The organism is Chitinolyticbacter albus (genome assembly GCF_024437655.1).
Classification (GTDB): Bacteria; Pseudomonadota; Gammaproteobacteria; order Burkholderiales; family Chitinibacteraceae; genus Chitinolyticbacter; species Chitinolyticbacter albus.
The window spans coordinates 219,656-234,792 of the sequence record NZ_JANBVF010000006.1 but is presented as its reverse complement, the minus strand read 5'-3'; the positions used below and the strand labels follow the sequence as shown (position 1 = coordinate 234,792).

Annotated in this window: 11 protein-coding genes and 1 riboswitch; of the genes, 6 read left to right on the top strand and 5 right to left on the bottom strand. The window is 62.8% G+C overall.

Annotation, left to right across the window (positions count from 1 at the left end; translation table 11 throughout):
- Window positions 1–24: 24 nt before the first annotated feature.
- The 4 genes from NLI84_RS05725 to NLI84_RS05710 form a co-directional block, all read right to left on the bottom strand.
- Window positions 25–1,032 carry an adenosine deaminase gene (locus tag NLI84_RS05725; RefSeq protein ID WP_255988804.1) on the bottom strand — a complete coding sequence of 336 codons (1,008 nt, stop codon included), beginning with the start codon at window positions 1,030–1,032 and terminating at the stop codon, window positions 25–27.
- 162 nt (window positions 1,033–1,194) lie between these two features.
- On the bottom strand, window positions 1,195–1,461 hold the full coding sequence (locus tag NLI84_RS05720) for a Rho-binding antiterminator (RefSeq protein WP_255988803.1): 267 nt from the start codon (window positions 1,459–1,461) through the stop codon (window positions 1,195–1,197).
- Between the two features lie 335 nt (window positions 1,462–1,796).
- Window positions 1,797–2,276, bottom strand: a complete 480-nt coding sequence (locus NLI84_RS05715) for a hypothetical protein (RefSeq protein ID WP_255988801.1) — start codon at window positions 2,274–2,276, stop codon at window positions 1,797–1,799.
- Window positions 2,273–4,507, bottom strand: coding sequence for an FdhF/YdeP family oxidoreductase (locus tag NLI84_RS05710; protein ID WP_255988800.1), 2,235 nt, complete (start codon window positions 4,505–4,507; stop codon window positions 2,273–2,275). Before NLI84_RS05710 ends, NLI84_RS05715 begins: the two co-directional genes overlap by 4 nt.
- Window positions 4,508–4,809: 302 nt before the next feature.
- On the opposite strand from NLI84_RS05710, the gene NLI84_RS05705 reads away from it, so the two are divergent.
- Both NLI84_RS05705 and NLI84_RS18940 read left to right on the top strand, forming a co-directional pair.
- Complete coding sequence (locus tag NLI84_RS05705) at window positions 4,810–6,822, top strand: basic secretory protein-like protein (RefSeq protein ID WP_255988799.1); 2,013 nt, start codon at window positions 4,810–4,812, stop codon at window positions 6,820–6,822.
- Between the two features lie 95 nt (window positions 6,823–6,917).
- Window positions 6,918–9,047, top strand: a complete 2,130-nt coding sequence (locus NLI84_RS18940; protein WP_284699817.1) for a family 16 glycosylhydrolase — start codon at window positions 6,918–6,920, stop codon at window positions 9,045–9,047.
- Window positions 9,048–9,197: 150 nt separating this feature from the next.
- Here the strand turns inward: NLI84_RS18940 and thiC are convergent, their stop codons facing one another.
- Window positions 9,198–11,111: a phosphomethylpyrimidine synthase ThiC gene (gene thiC, locus NLI84_RS05690; RefSeq protein ID WP_255988796.1), complete on the bottom strand. Its 1,914-nt coding sequence runs from the start codon at window positions 11,109–11,111 to the stop codon at window positions 9,198–9,200.
- A gap of 60 nt (window positions 11,112–11,171) precedes the next feature.
- Window positions 11,172–11,286, bottom strand: a riboswitch (TPP riboswitch).
- A 92-nt stretch (window positions 11,287–11,378) separates the two neighbouring features.
- Between thiC and NLI84_RS05685 the strand changes: the two genes are divergently transcribed.
- The 4 genes from NLI84_RS05685 to rfbB all read left to right on the top strand — a co-directional run bounded on the left by NLI84_RS05685 (window position 11,379) and on the right by rfbB (window position 15,135).
- Window positions 11,379–12,032 (top strand): protein-L-isoaspartate O-methyltransferase family protein, encoded by a 654-nt coding sequence (locus tag NLI84_RS05685; protein WP_255988794.1) that lies wholly within the window; start codon window positions 11,379–11,381, stop codon window positions 12,030–12,032.
- Window positions 12,033–12,153: 121 nt separating this feature from the next.
- Window positions 12,154–12,873 carry a glycosyltransferase gene (locus tag NLI84_RS05680; RefSeq protein ID WP_373316896.1) on the top strand — a complete coding sequence of 240 codons (720 nt, stop codon included), beginning with the start codon at window positions 12,154–12,156 and terminating at the stop codon, window positions 12,871–12,873.
- 75 nt (window positions 12,874–12,948) lie between these two features.
- A complete protein-coding gene (locus NLI84_RS05675) occupies window positions 12,949–14,076 on the top strand; it encodes a glycosyltransferase family 4 protein (RefSeq protein ID WP_255988792.1) in 1,128 nt (375 codons plus the stop codon).
- Window positions 14,077–15,135, top strand: coding sequence for a dTDP-glucose 4,6-dehydratase (gene rfbB / locus NLI84_RS05670; protein WP_255988791.1), 1,059 nt, complete (start codon window positions 14,077–14,079; stop codon window positions 15,133–15,135).
- Window positions 15,136–15,137: the final 2 nt, after the last annotated feature.

The window sequence follows — 15,137 nt, the reverse complement described above, 5'->3', positions numbered from 1 at the left end:
CGGCCCCGGAAAGGTTAGCCGCGCTCAGGCCGTCATGGCCTCGATCTCGGCAATCCAGCGCTCTTGCTCGGGGCGGCTCAGCCAGCTGCCGCGAAAACCGTTGATCGCCAGTTGCGTCAGCTCGGCGCGGCTCAGCGCCAGCGCTTCGGTACAGGCGCGCCAGTTCTCGCCGACGTAGCCGCCGAAATAGGCCGGATCGTCCGAATTGATGGTGGCGACGAGGCCCGCCTCAAGCAGCGCGCGCAGGTTATGGTCGGCGAGGCGTTCGAACACCTTGAGTTTCACGTTGGAGAGCGGGCAGACGGTGAGCGGAATCTGCCGCCTGATCAGCTCCGCGACGAGCGCCGGGTCTTCCAGCGCGCGCACGCCATGGTCGATGCGACATACGTCGAGCAGGTCGAGCGCCTGCCAGACATACTCGGGCGGGCCTTCCTCGCCGGCATGCGCCACCCGCGGCAGGCCCAGCGCCTTGCAGCGCGCAAACAGCCGGAAGAATTTCTCCGGCGGGTGGCCGACTTCGCTGGAATCGAGCCCGACGCCGTCGATCAGGTCGAGATAGGGCTCGGCCTCACGCAAGGTGGCGAAACCATCCTGTTCGGACAGGTGGCGCAGGAAACACAGGATCAGCTTCGAGCTGATGCCAAATTGCGCCTGCGCATCGGCCAGTGCGCGGCGTATGCCGGACAGCACCGTGGCGTAGGGCACGCCGCGCGCCGTATGTGTTTGCGGATCGAAAAAGATCTCGGTGTGTACCACGCGGTCGGCGCGGCAGCGCAACAGGTAGGCGGCGGTAAGATCGTAGAAATCCTGCTCGGTCAGCAGCACGCTGGCGCCGGCGTAGTAGAGATCGAGAAAGGACTGCAGGGCAGAAAAATCGTAGGCGGCGCGTGCCGCCTCGACCGATGGATACGGCAGCGCCACGCCATTGCGCCGTGCCAGCGCGAACATCAGTTCCGGCTCCAGCGTGCCTTCGATATGCAGGTGCAGCTCGGTCTTGGGCAGGCGGGCGAGCCAGTCGGGGGTCACTTGCATGGGGGCTCCAGGCCATGGGGATGAACTGGAGCTTAGAGCCTGTTTACGATCTTTACCCGAGCGTGTTCGGTGCGACACTGGTGTGCGGCAGGACGCAAGATGCTGCAGCGAAAAATCGTCAACAGTGCCTGGCGCTTGCGTACCAGCGCTTACCGCGGGTGTTCAGTGCATCGGGTGGTAGACGACGCGGCCAAAACGCGCGCCCTGGTGTTGCGGCGTGATGGCGATGAGCTTGTCGAGTCGTATATCGAGTACACCGTCACGCGTGGACAAGCGCAGGAATTCGCGACCGCGCGCGTCGAACACATCGATCGCCACGCCTTCGCAGTCGGGGGCGTCACGACGCTCCACCAGCAAGGGGTAGCGGTAGGTGCAGGCGATTTCGAGATAGTCCTGCAGCTCGCGCGAGTTGGGGGTGTAGTCTTGCATTGCAACCGGTTCCTTGAGCTTGTCTACACGGACATTGGAACTCGCAGCATAGACAGCGATTGCTGCAAGTTCTTGACACGTATCGCACTAGCCAGCCACCCACCCAAGGGCTGGCAATGAACGTCTGTCTGCAGCTTGCCCCAAAAAGTTCGGCCTGATCCAGCCATTCATCGCGCCATTGTCGTGCCGAGCTGACCGCCGGGCTGCGGCGGTGCAGTAGAATGATGGCCCACCGCATGGGCCACCCGGCGGCCCTGCTGCACGTCGCTCGACGGTGGCGCGGCGTTGAAGCGCCTTCGTTTCACGGCACGCGATGCGCCTGGGCGCTTGAGATCCTAGTCAGGCAGAAAAACCCAGCGTTGCGTCGTGAAGTCGTAGTGATACTTGTCAAAGCCGGTGAGTGTCGAGTGGTAAAACAGCAAGGGTTGCCCGTCGTTTTTTAGCCAATAGCGCACGCCTCGTTCCCTGGCGACGCGCAACGGGGCCAAGCCCTGCTCCGGATCGGGATACTGGCCATGCTGCTGCCGGTAGCGCGTAACGAACTGCACCACCTCGTCCGCTTGCTGGCGGGCGACTTTCTGGTGATACCACTGCGCGCCGCTGATCGCAGCCAGGCTGGTGAGCCACATTGCAGCGCCAATCAGCGTGGATTTGCGCAGTGCGGGCCGCAAGCACAGGCGCCAGAGCGCGACCGGCATCGCCAGCAGCAGAAGCAGCCCGAGCAGGAAGACGAAAAAGCCGAAGTTGCGTTGGCTGCCTATGGAAGTGACGAGGACACAGCCTATCCACGTCGGCAGGTACGTACGCAGGCTCAACGCGCCACCAGATAAACCGGAATCGCCTTGCTCGCCGGCGTCTGCGCATCGATGGCGTGGTGCGCCAGTGGCACCAGTGGGTTGGTCTCGGGGAAGTAGGCGGCAAGGCTGCCGGGCGGGATGTCGTAGGGCTGCAGGCGGAAATCGCTGACACTGCGCTCGCCGTCGAACCACACCGACACGAGATCGATCCGCTGCCCGGCCTGCCAGCCGCGCGTGGCGAGGTCGTCCGGGTGGATGAACACCACGCGGCGCTCGCCCTTGATGTCGCGATAGCGGTCATTTAGATCGTAAACGGTGGTGTTGTACTGGTCGTGGCTGCGCACCGTCATCAGCGTGTAGAGCGGCTCGTCGGTCAGCGCGGCGAGTCGGGTCAGCAGCGGGGCGCTGAGCGGATGCACCACGAAGCGGGCCTTGCCGCTTTGCGTGCGCCAGTCGAGTTCACGCGCGCTGTTGCCTAGATAAAAGCCGCCGGGCTCACGTACGCGCTGGTTGAAATCGGTGAAGCCCGGCACCACGGCGGCGATCAGATCGCGGATGCGGTCGTAGTCGCGGGTCAATGCGATGAAATCGACGGGGCTACGCTCGACTAGCGTCGCCGCGGCCATGCGCGCGACGATCACCGGCTCGGCCAGCATTTGCTCGGACGCGGGCGGTTTCACCCCGCGCGTCAGGTGCACCATGCTCATCGAATCCTCGACGGTGATCTGCTGCGGCACGCCGTCCTGCAGATCGATCTCGGTGCGGCCAAGGCAAGGCAGGATCAGCGCGTCCTGCCCCACGATCAGGTGCGAGCGATTGAGCTTGGTCGAGATCTGCACGGTGAGCGCCTGGCGGCGCAGAGCCGTTTGCGTCGCCACCGTGTCCGGCGTGGCGGCGGCGAAGTTGCCGCCCAGTGCAATGAAAACCTTGGCGCGATCCCGTGCCATCGCGGTGATGGCTTCGACCACGCTGTGGCCGTGCGCCTGCGGCGGCGTGAAACCGCAGGCCTCACCCAACTTCGCGAGAAAGGCCGCGCTCGGGCGTTCGTTGATGCCCATGGTGCGATCGCCCTGCACATTGGAATGCCCGCGCACCGGACAGGCTCCTGCCCCGGGCTTGCCGATGTTGCCGCGTACCAGGAGCGCGTTGCACAGCATCTGGATGGTGGCGACCGAATCGGCGTGCTGGGTGATGCCCATGCCCCAGGTAAACATCGTGGCGTGGCTGGCGGCGTAGAGCGCGCCGGCCTCCTGCAATTCGGCGACGCTCAGGCCGCTGTGTTCGGCGAGCTCATCCCAGCCGGTGGCGGTGATGTCGGCGGCGAGCTCGGCAAAGCCGTCGGTGTGGCGGGCGATGAACTCGGCATCGTCGCTGCCGGTTTCCAGCACGTGCTTGATCAGCGCCTTGGCAATGGCGAGGTCGCCGCCGATGCGTGGCTGGAAATAGCGGGTGGCGATGGCGGTGGCGCCACCCGCCAGCATCTCGGCGGGGCTCTTGGGATCCTGGAACGAGATCAGCCCGCGCTCGCGCAGAGGGTTGAACACGACGATGCGACAGCCGCGCCTTGCCGCCTCACGCAATTCGCCCAGCATGCGCGGGTGATTGGTGCCGGGGTTCTGGCCGAAGATGAAGATCGCCTCGGCAGCCTCGAAATCGGCCAGTGTCACCGTGCCCTTGCCGGTGCCGATGCTGGCGGTCAGCGCCCGGCCGCTCGGCTCGTGGCACATGTTCGAGCAGTCGGGCAGGTTGTTGGTGCCGTAGGCGCGCACGAACAGCTGGTAAAGGAAGGCTGTTTCGTTGCCGGTGCGCCCGGAGGTATAGAACAGCGCCTCGTCGGGGGTGATGGCATTGAGGTGCCGTGCGATCAGCGCGAAGGCGTCGTCCCAGGAGATAGGCAGATAGCGATCACTTGCTGCGTCAAAGCGCATCGGCTCTGTCAGCCGACCCTGCTGTTCCAGCGCGTAATCGTCCCAGGTATTGAGTTCGCTTACCGTGTGCGTGGCGAAGAACTCGCGGGTCACGCGATTCGCGGTGATCTCGTGCGTGATCGCCTTGGCGCCGTTCTCGCAGAACTGGATGGCGGCGCTGGGTTTATCCGGCCAGGCACAGCCGGGGCAATCGAAGCCTTCGGGCTGGTTGGCACGGATCAGCGCTTTCAACGTGATCCGGGCGTTGCCCGGCTCGATCCGCTGCAGCGTGGTCTTCAGCGCGCCCCAGCCGCCGGCGGGGGGAGAGGTTGGTTTACTCATCTGGCATCGCTCGCACAATCGTTTGATGGTGCGATGCATGCCCGGCTTTGGCAAGCCCGCACGGCAGGCCCGGCAGCGTCTGCCTGCCTTTGGGCGGTGATGCGCGGCGGGATGCTACAGCAGGCTTGCCGTTCACGCCGTGAAAGCGTCTGGCCGTCGTCGGCGCGTTGCGCGCACGGGCCGGCAATTGCAAGCTGCGCCCCAGAGGTCAAATCATGACCCGGCCCGCTCGCTTACGGGATGCTTGGAGTCGAGACACGAGTGCAGTCATTCACTGCATGCAGTCTTGAGGAGAAATACGCATGAACCATCCCGTGCACCGGCTGGCGCGTCGCTCGCGCTTGGCCTTCGCGTTGGCGAGCCTGGGTCTGTCCGCCATCGCGCTCGGCGCGTCGCCCGCCTGCTTCTATGAGCATATCAATTACGCCGGCGCGAGCTTCTGCGTGGGCGAGGGCGCGGCCAACGTCGACCTGCGCAGCTGGAATGACCGCATCTCGTCGGTGAAGCTGGAGCCTGGCTACCAGCTACAGGTTTTCGAGCACATCAACCAGGCGGGCCGCACGCTGGCGCTGAGCGCGAGCGAGACCAACTTCGTCAACCGCCGCTTCAACGACACGGCGTCGTCGTACCGCGTGGTACGCGTCGCGGGCCCCACGCCGCGCCCGACCGTCGCCCCCACGCCTCGGCCGACTCCCACGCTGGCGCCGACACCCCGGCCGACCCCGTTGCCGACGGCCACGCCGACGCCGCGCCCAACACCGGTGCCGACGCTCGCCCCGACCCCGACGCCGCGACCCACACCGCTTCCCACACCGACACCGCGCCCCACTGCCGTGCCGACGCCGGTACCGGGTGGCCTCGTTGCCGCCTTGCCGAACAGCGCCCAGTTCGACCCGGCGTGCAATCCGACCGTGGTGATCGATCTGCAGGATCCGGTGGGCTTTGCCGCCTTCACCAGCAAGGCCACGCTCGACCAGTTGCGTCTGGCCATCGCCCAGCTGGCGCGCAACGATTGCTCGGTGCTGTTCAAGTCGCCCACCGAGGTGGAGAACCAGCCGGCCACGCTGCGCGTGGTGATCAAGGCCATGGATGGCGTCGCCTACGCTGGCGGCAACGAGATCACGCTGTCGAGCAGCTATATCGCCGGCCATCCGGATCCGCTGAAGGAGACGCTGGGCGTGTTCGCCCACGAAGTCACCCACATCTACCAGAACAACGATGGCGATGCCGCCGATGCCGAAGGCCGCGGCGCCATCATCGAGGGCATCGCCGATTTCGTCCGCTATCGCAACGGCTACAAGACGCTGGCCAATCGCCGCCCCGGCGGTAGCTGGAAGGATGCCTACGACACCACCGCCTTCTTCCTTGACTGGCTGGACCAGCGCTATCCCGGCTTCGTCTACCGGCTGAACCAGGCGCTGAGCTCGCGTGATCGCAAGCAGTGGACTTCCGCCTTCTTTGCAAGCGACACCGGCAAGTCGGTCGAGACGCTGTGGGCCGAATACCAGCAGGCGCTGAACCCGGCTCTGCCGACCACCGGCGCGGTGTGCTTCTACGAGCACATCAACTACGAGGGCAAGGTGTTTTGCAGCAACGAAGGCGCGACCGAGGTGCTGAGTGGTGGCTGGGACAACGGCGCCTCGTCGGTGAAGGTGCAGGCCGGTTACCAGGTCGAACTGTTCGACGGCACCAGCTACACCGGCACCCGGCTGGCGCTAACTGCCAACGAGCCCAACCTGGTCGGGCGCGGCTTCAATGATGCGATGTCGTCGTTCCGCGTTGCCAAGACGGCCAGCGGTGGCGTCACGCCGACGCCTACCCCGCTGCCCGGTGGCGTACTGACCGCCAATACCCCGGCGGCGCAGGGCCTCTTGGCCGCGCACAACACGGTGCGTGCCGGGGAAAACGCCGGCCTGCCCCCGATGCGCTGGGACGACGCGCTTGCCGCCAGCGCCCAGGGCTGGGCCGACGAGCTCGCCGCCACCAACAACTGCGATCTCAAGCACAGCGGCCACAGCTTCCAGGGCCAGTGGATGGGCGAAAACCTGTTCGGCGGCTGGGGCTCCAACCCCACTCCGGACTATCGCTGGAGCCCGGCCCAGGTGGTCGATTCCTGGGCGGGTGAGAAGCCCAACTACAGCTTCGCCACCAAGAGCTGCGCCGCCGGCAAGGTATGCGGCCACTACACCCAGGTGGTATGGAAGAACTCGACCCAGCTCGGTTGCGGCCGCGCCCGTTGCGGCGGCAACACCAAGGAAGTGTGGGTATGCAGCTACTTCCCTGGCGGCAACTACGTCGGCCAGAACCCGTACTGAATCCCACGCCTAGCCCTGCCTTCCCGTGCCTGCCTACCCGGCAGGCGGGGAGCATCACGCCAGCAAGACTGGTCGCAACGAGAGTGAGTCAACACATGCAGCGAACAAGACACTACGCGCTATGGGCGGCCATCCCGCTGGCGCTGTTGCTGGTCGGCGCCGAGGCCAAAACCTTGCGCTGGGCGGGCTACGACTGGAACGTACGCGCTGGTGGCGGTGGCCCCGGTCCCAACAACTGGGACGAGAACAACGCCTGGGTCGACGCTAACGGCTATCTGCACCTGAAGATCGCCAACCGCAACGGACGCTGGAGCTCGGCCGAGGTGCAGCTGGCCAACCCCAGTCGCGTTCATTTCGGCAGTTATCAATTCCAGATGCTGGGCCGGCCAGATCTGCTCGATCGCAACACGGTGTTCGGCTTCTTCACCTATCCCAGCAGCGACGTCGGAGCCGATGCAACGCACGAGATCGATATCGAATTCGCGCGCTGGGGCAATGCCAGCTACCCCTGGGGCAACTACACCGTTTATCCCAACCAGGCCGGTCTGCCATCGAGCTGGGGCGGCTTCAACGATGTGCTCAAATCGGAACAGAGCACGCACCGCTTCACCTGGCTGCCAGGTGGCATCAGCTATCAATCGCTGAGCGGCCATGTTGCGCTCGGCGAAAACGCTGGCGAATTCGCGCGCTGGGATTTTCCGAAGGCCGAGGATCCGGCCAATTGGTTGCGACGCAACAGCTGCCCGAACAATGACGCCAGCCGCTGCGTATCGCAGCAAGCGCAGCAGTTCCTGATCAATTTCTGGCAGTTCGAAGGCAAGGCGCCGGCCAACGGCCAGGAAGCGGAAGTGGTGCTCACGGGCTTCAGCTACCAGCCCTACGGTAGCGGGCCGACTCCGACTCCGCTGCCAACGCCCAGACCAACCTCCTTGCCCACGCCCAAGCCCACAATGGTGCCCACGGCTGTCCCGACCAGGGCGCCGACGCCACGACCAACGATCACGCCACGACCCACGGCCACGCCGACGCCGCGCCCCACGCCCGTAGAGCCGGCGTTGACTTCAGCGGTCTGCTTCTACGAGCACGTCAACTACGCCGGAAAATCGTTCTGCACCGGCGAAGCGAGCGCCAACGTCGAGCTGGCGAAGTGGAACGATCAGATCTCGTCGCTGAAGCTGGCAGCCGGCTACCAGGTGCAGCTGTACGAACATATCAATCAAGGCGGACGGGTGCTGGCGCTGGGCGCGAGCGAGCCCAATCTGGTGAATCGCGGGTTCAACGACCGGGCTTCGTCGTACCGGGTGGTGCGCCCGGGCACGACCCCGGTACCGACAGCCATCCCCACGGCCATCCCCACTTTGCAGCCGACGCCGCGGCCTACGCCCCAGGCGACGCCGATCCCCACTCCGCGCCCGACCCCTTTGCCGACCATGGTGCCGACGAGCGTGCCGACTCCGGCCGTCACGCCGCAGCCATCGACCGGTGGCAAGGTGCCTGCCGGCTATAGCCTCGTCTGGTACGACGAATTTGCCGTTGACGGCCTCCCGGACAGCCGTCTGTGGGTCTACGACACCGAAGCCAATGCCAGCGGCTGGTACAACAACGAGCTGCAGTACTACGCCGTGGCGCGCAAGGAAAACTCAAGGATCGAGAACGGCAAGCTGATCATCACCGCGCGCAAGGAGCGGCTGACTTCCGCTGCCGATTATGGCGGCCAGAACTACAGTTCGGCGCGGCTGATCACCGAGGGCAAGTCCACCTGGACCTACGGCTACTTCGAGATCCGCGCCAAGATGCCGTGCGGCAAGGGCACCTGGCCGGCGATCTGGATGCTGGGCTCCAACGCCCAGTGGCCGGCAGGGGGCGAGATTGACATCATGGAGCACGTCGGCAAGAACCCGACCGAGATCTCCGGCACGCTGCACACCACCGCAACAGCCGGAACCTGGGGCAACGGCGCCAGCACCACGGTGGCCGATGCCTGCAGCGCGTTCCACAACTACCAGCTGCACTGGACCGCCGACGAGATCGTGATCGCCGTCGACGACAAGCCCTACTTCAGCTTCAAGAACCCCAGAACCGGCAGCGCCGCCTGGCCCTTCGACAAGCCGCAATACCTGCTGCTCAATCTTGCCGTCGGCGGCGACATGGCTGGCGCGGTAGATGACAGCATTTTCCCGCGGCAGTTCGAGATCGATTACGTGCGCGTCTACCAGAAGCGCTGAATTTTTGGCCCTGGCGGGGGCCAAAGGCAATGTCTCCATCTCCGCTAACTTGCACACCGGCCTCGTGCCGGTGTTTTTTTCTTGTAGCGGAGGAAGGCGGCTGCGTCGGCGACTGCCTTCCTTAGCCGCGCTAACCGCGGCTGGCGCCGATCAGGCCTTGTGGTAGACCTGCGCACCCTGTTTCACGAACTCGATCGACTTTACTTCCATGCCCTTGGCCAGCGCTTCGGCCTCGGCGATGCCCTGCTTTTCGGCGAAGTCACGTACGTCCTGGGTGATCTTCATTGAGCAGAAATGTGGGCCGCACATTGAGCAGAAGTGCGCCACCTTGGCACCCTGCTGTGGCAGCGTCTCGTCATGGAATTCGCGGGCACGGTCTGGATCGAGGCCGAGGTTGAACTGGTCTTCCCAGCGGAATTCGAAGCGGGCCTTCGAGAGCGCGTTGTCGCGGATCTGCGCGCCGGGGTGACCCTTGGCCAGATCGGCAGCGTGCGCGGCGAGCTTGTAGGTGATGATGCCTTCCTTCACGTCATCCTTGTTCGGCAGCCCCAGGTGTTCCTTGGGCGTGACGTAGCAGAGCATGGCGGTGCCATACCAGCCGATCTGTGCCGCGCCGATGGCAGAGGTGATGTGATCGTAGCCGGGGGCGATGTCGGTGGTCAGCGGGCCGAGGGTGTAGAACGGGGCTTCGTCGCACCATTCCAGCTGCAGATCCATGTTTTCCTTGATCAGCTGCATCGGCACATGGCCGGGACCTTCGATCATGGTCTGCACATCGTGCTTCCAGGCGATCTGCGTGAGTTCGCCCAGGGTTTTGAGTTCGCCCAGCTGGGCGTCGTCGTTGGCGTCCCACACCGAGCCGGGGCGCAGGCCGTCGCCGAGGCTGAACGACACGTCGTAGGCCTTCATGATTTCGCAGATTTCCTCGAAATGCGTGTAGAGGAAGTTCTCCTGGTGATGCGCGAGGCACCACTTGGCCATGATCGAGCCACCACGCGAGACGATGCCGGTCATGCGGTTGGCCGTCATCGGCACATATCTGAGCAGCACGCCGGCGTGGATGGTGAAGTAGTCGACGCCTTGTTCAGCCTGCTCGATCAGCGTGTCGCGGAACAGCTCCCAGGTCAGATCCTCCGCCTTGCCGTCAACCTTCTCCAGCGCCTGGTAGATCGGCACGGTGCCGATGGGGACTGGCGAATTGCGCAAGATCCACTCGCGCGTTTCGTGGATGTTCTTGCCGGTGCTCAAATCCATGATGGTGTCGGCGCCCCAGCGGATACCCCAGGTCATTTTGTCGACTTCCTCGTTGATCGACGAGGTAACGGCGCTGTTGCCGATATTGCCGTTGATCTTCACCAGGAAGTTGCGGCCGATGATCATCGGCTCCAGCTCGGGGTGGTTGATGTTGGCGGGAATGATGGCGCGACCGCGCGCGACCTCGTCGCGCACGAACTCGGGCGTGATCACCGGCGGGATCGCCGCGCCGAACGACTGCCCCGGATGCTGGCGCAGCATCATCGCCGCCATCTTCTCGCCCTTGGCGCCCAGCGCCTTTAGGTTGTCGATGTACTGCTCGCGCTGCAGGTTCTCGCGGATGGCGATGTATTCCATCTCCGGCGTGACGATGCCGCGGCGGGCGTAGTGCATCTGGCTGACATTCGCGCCGGGTTTGGCGCGGCGCGGCTTGCGGGTCAGCTCGAAGCGTAGTGGGTCGAGCGAGGCATCCGCCTCGCGCATGCGGCCATAGTCGCTGGTCAGGCCGGCGAGCTCTTCGGTATCGCCGCGCTCCCCGATCCAGCCGGCGCGGATTGGCGCGAGGCCACGGCGCACATCGATACGCGCCTGCGGATCGGTGTAGGGGCCGGAACAGTCGTAAACATAGATGGGTGGGTTCTGCTCGCCGCCGAAGCTGGTGGGGGTGTCGGTCTGGGCGATCTCGCGCATCGGCACGCGGATGTCGGCGCGCGAGCCTTCGACGTAGATCTTGCGCGAATTGGGCAAGGGCGCGATCGCGGCCTCGTCGACATGGGCGTCGCTGGCGCGAAATTCAACGGATTTGTTCATGGATGCCTCCTGCGAAGAATGAAGAGGCGCAGGAGAACGGACGCACGCCAGGCGCGATCGCTCCTGGCGAATTCGCTTCCCTACGCCGGTATGAACCGGATCAGGTGCTGAGGGACTCTCTCATCCGCACGCCTTGCAGCCGGGGCTGCAAGGGGCGAAACCCCTAGCGAAAACACAGTGCTGTCACCGTATAGAAGCTGTGGGATAATCGCAAGTTATTTCATCGACGCATCACGCCGGCTTCGGCTCGCCTTGAGGTTAAGCAAAATGGATTGGGAACTCGCGCGCTATCTTCTCGTTGAACAGCAAATCCGCCCGTGGGATGTGCTCGACAAGCGGGTACTGCAGCGCTTCCTCGACGTGAAGCGCGAGGACTTCGTTCCCGCGGACAAGAAGAACCTGGCCTTCGTCGATACCGAACTGCCGCTGGGCAACGGCGCCTATATGCTCGCCCCCAAGGTTGAAGGCCGTCTGTTGCAGGAAGTGGCGCTCAAGCCGACCGACCGCGTGCTGGTCGTCGGTGCCGGCACCGGGTACCTGATGGCGTTGGCGGCGGGTTTGTGTGCTGAAGTGCAAGGCGTGGAGATCGAGCCGGCGCTGAAAGCGCAGGCTGAACAGAACCTGGTGCGAGCCGGTATCAAGAACGCCCGTGTGGAGCTCGCCGACGGTAGCCAGGGCTACACCGCCAAGGCGCCGTACGATGTCATCATCGTCACCGGCTCGTTCGGCGCTGTGCCGCAAGCGTTGAAGGACCAACTGGCCATCGGCGGCCGCCTGATCGCCGTGGTTGGCGAGCTGCCCATCATGAGCGCAGTGCTGGAAACCCGCGTGGAAGAAGGAGCGTGGCGCAGCGAGAAGCGGTTTGAGTACAACTTGCCGCGGTTGGCTCAGGAAAAATCGGCTCCAGCATTTTCGTTCTGATCGTACCGGGCAAACACACTAACAGGCGCGCTTTCCGCGCCTGTTTTGTATTGATGGAAGCTTGAGCATGAATCGACGCGTTACCGTCGGAATCGTGGTTTACAAGACCCCCGTCAGCGAGTTGGCTGCGCTGTTCGATCTGTTGCAGTGCACACCTGAAGTGGTGCAAGTGATGGTATTCGACAATGGCGTCGATACCGTTTTGCATGCCGAGGTTGCTCGCCGCGGCTGGGTTTATCGCACAGAAGGGCGCAATCTCGGCTTTGGCAGCGGGCACAACCGCCTGATCGCCTTGCTGGGCGAGTATCCGCAAGCGGATCTGCATTTGCTGTGCAATCCGGACATAGCCTGGAAAGACAACCCGCTACCGGCCTTGATCAGCTATCTCGACGCAAACCGCCAGGTGAGTGCAGTGATGCCGGACGTGTTCGGCCTTGATGGATGCCGGCAGTACCTCGCCAAGGATAGGCCCACGCCGCTGATCCTGTTCGGTCGACGTTTCCTGCCCAGGCGCTGGTTAGCTAGGCGCATCGATAGATATGAGCTGCGCAATCTGGCGTTCGATCGGCCTGCAGTCGTACCCATCATTTCGGGATGTTTCATGTTGCTGAAGACCACCGCGCTGCGGGCCGTGGGCGGCTTTGATGAGCGCTACTTCCTGTATCTGGAAGACTATGATCTCTGTCGGCGGCTGCAGTTGGCAGGGGGCGAGGTTGCCATCGAGCCACGTGCCCAGGTGATGCATGGGCACGCGCGTTCTTCCTATTCCTGGGGATGGCCGTTGTGGTGGCATATGCGTTCAGCATTCCGCTACTTCTTTTGCAATCCTCAAAGAAGTTAAAGTTCGTAAATCCTTACGGCAAACACCGGAAGAGTGTGACAAAATGCACGCGTACAAGTTACGCGGGCCTCGCACGTGTCCTTGCTCTACCTGTTCGTCGCTCTGCTGGCCAGTTTTGCCGTATGCCTGCTGTTGGTGCGGTTTGCCCACAAACACAGCCATTTAACCGGCGACAACAAACTCTCTGAGGCGCAGAAGTTCCACGATAGCCCCGTGCCCAGGGTGGGAGGGCTGGCGCTGGTCGTAGCCTTGCTGGTGGTTCAGCCTTTAATGCTGCTGCTGGAAGGTGAAGCGCTGGCCAAAGTTTCAGCACTGCTCTTTCTCGCATGCCTGCCGGTGTTTCTGGGCGGCTTGCTGGAAGACGTCCTGAAGATAGGCCTGGTAAAGACGCGCCTGATCGCGATGACGTGTGGTGTCTTGCTGCTGATATACCTCTTGGACTGGCGCATCGTGCGGGTGGACCTCCCGCTGTTCTCCACCTGGCTTGCGTTCACGCCGGTGTCTGTTGTGCTCACCTTGATTGCCATCGTCGGCATGATCAACGCCATGAACCTGATCGACGGCTACAACGGGCTGGCCTGTGCCGTGGGCATGATCATCCTGGCATCACTTGCCTATATCGGTTTGCAGGTGGGGGATCGCCAAATCACGGTGATGGCAGTTGCGCTATTGGGCGCTTGCGGCGGCTTCATGTTCTGGAACTGGCCCCGGGGTTTGATTTTCCTGGGCGACGGCGGCGCTTATGTCATCGGGTTTGGTATCGCGAGCCTGGCGGTGGGCTTGGTGATGCGTAACCCCTCGGTTTCTGCGTGGTATGCCGTCGTTTTGTTGCTCTATCCCATAGTCGAAACCATTTTCACGATCAACCGGCGCCTGCGTCGACAGGAGCACCCTGGGCTGCCCGATGCCGCGCATCTGCACCAGCTCGTCTATAAACGCATGATGCGCTGGGCCGTGGGTAGCTGCAAAAGTGCGGATCGCCGAATGCGCAACTCCATGACTTCGCCCTATTTGTGGCTGTATTCATCACTTTCCATTATTCCCGCTAGCATTTGGTGGAGCAACGAACTTGCATTGCAAGCCATTGCGGTTATATTTGTGCTGGGTTATCTGTGGCTATACCGGAGCATAGCCAAATTTAAAACGCCGAAATGGCTGATTTATCGCAACCAGCGTCGTGCAGATGAGAAGGATAGGAAGTAAATGATTCTAGTAACCGGCGGGGCCGGCTTCATAGGTGGTAACTTCGTGCTCGATTGGCTGAAGCTTAATGCCGAGCCAGTCGTCAATCTGGATAAACTCACGTATGCGGGCAATCTCGATACCTTGAAATCGCTTGAAAGCGATACGCGGCATAAATTTGTGCGGGGTGATATTGGAGAGCGTGAGCTGGTCAGCCGCCTGCTGGCCGACTACAAGCCAAGAGCCGTGATCAACTTCGCGGCTGAATCGCATGTCGACCGTTCCATTCACGGTCCAGGCGACTTCATTCAGACCAATGTAATGGGTACATTCAATCTGCTTGAGGCGACGCGCCATTACTGGAACGATTTATCTGTAGTGGACAAGGCGAGATTCCGTTTTCTGCATGTCTCGACCGACGAGGTATATGGCACCTTGGCTGCAGATGACGCCCCATTTGCCGAAACCAACGCCTACGAGCCCAATAGCCCATATTCAGCTTCCAAGGCAGCGTCTGACCATCTGGTTCGCGCTTGGCACCATACCTATGGCCTGCCGGTATTGACGACCAATTGCTCGAACAATTATGGCCCTTACCACTTCCCCGAGAAGCTGATTCCGCTGGTGATTCTTAACGCGCTCGCTGGCAAGCCGCTGCCTATCTATGGCGACGGCCAGCAGATTCGCGACTGGCTCTATGTGAAAGACCATTGCAGTGCGATTCGCCGTGTGCTTGAGTCGGGCTCGATCGGGGAAACCTACAACGTGGGGGGCTGGAACGAGAAGGCTAACCTCGAAGTCGTCCATACAATTTGCGCGCTGCTCGACGAGTTGCAACCTCGTGTCGATCGAAAGTCGTACTCTGAGCAAATTACTTTTGTCCAGGATAGGCCAGGCCACGACCGCCGCTATGCGATCGATGCGCGCAAGCTCGAGCGGGAATTGGGTTGGAAACCGGCCGAGACTTTTGAAACCGGCATTCGTAAGACGATAGAGTGGTATTTAGCCAGCCACGACTGGATCCAGAATGTAACTTCCGGTGCATATCGGGATTGGTTGTCTAAGCAGTACGGAGCATAGCA

Excerpts from the sequence above, each read along its gene's own strand:
- NLI84_RS05685 (WP_255988794.1), top strand. The coding sequence starts at position 11,379 with ATGGATTGGGAACTCGCGCGCTATCTTCTCGTTGAACAGCAAATCCGC.
- NLI84_RS05705 (WP_255988799.1), top strand. The coding sequence starts at position 4,810 with ATGAACCATCCCGTGCACCGGCTGGCGCGTCGCTCGCGCTTGGCCTTC.
- NLI84_RS18940 (WP_284699817.1), top strand. The coding sequence starts at position 6,918 with ATGCAGCGAACAAGACACTACGCGCTATGGGCGGCCATCCCGCTGGCG.
- NLI84_RS05720 (WP_255988803.1), bottom strand. The coding sequence starts at position 1,461 with ATGCAAGACTACACCCCCAACTCGCGCGAGCTGCAGGACTATCTCGAA.
- thiC (WP_255988796.1), bottom strand. The coding sequence starts at position 11,111 with ATGAACAAATCCGTTGAATTTCGCGCCAGCGACGCCCATGTCGACGAG.
- NLI84_RS05725 (WP_255988804.1), bottom strand. The coding sequence starts at position 1,032 with ATGCAAGTGACCCCCGACTGGCTCGCCCGCCTGCCCAAGACCGAGCTG.
- NLI84_RS05710 (WP_255988800.1), bottom strand. The coding sequence starts at position 4,507 with ATGAGTAAACCAACCTCTCCCCCCGCCGGCGGCTGGGGCGCGCTGAAG.
- rfbB (WP_255988791.1), top strand. The coding sequence starts at position 14,077 with ATGATTCTAGTAACCGGCGGGGCCGGCTTCATAGGTGGTAACTTCGTG.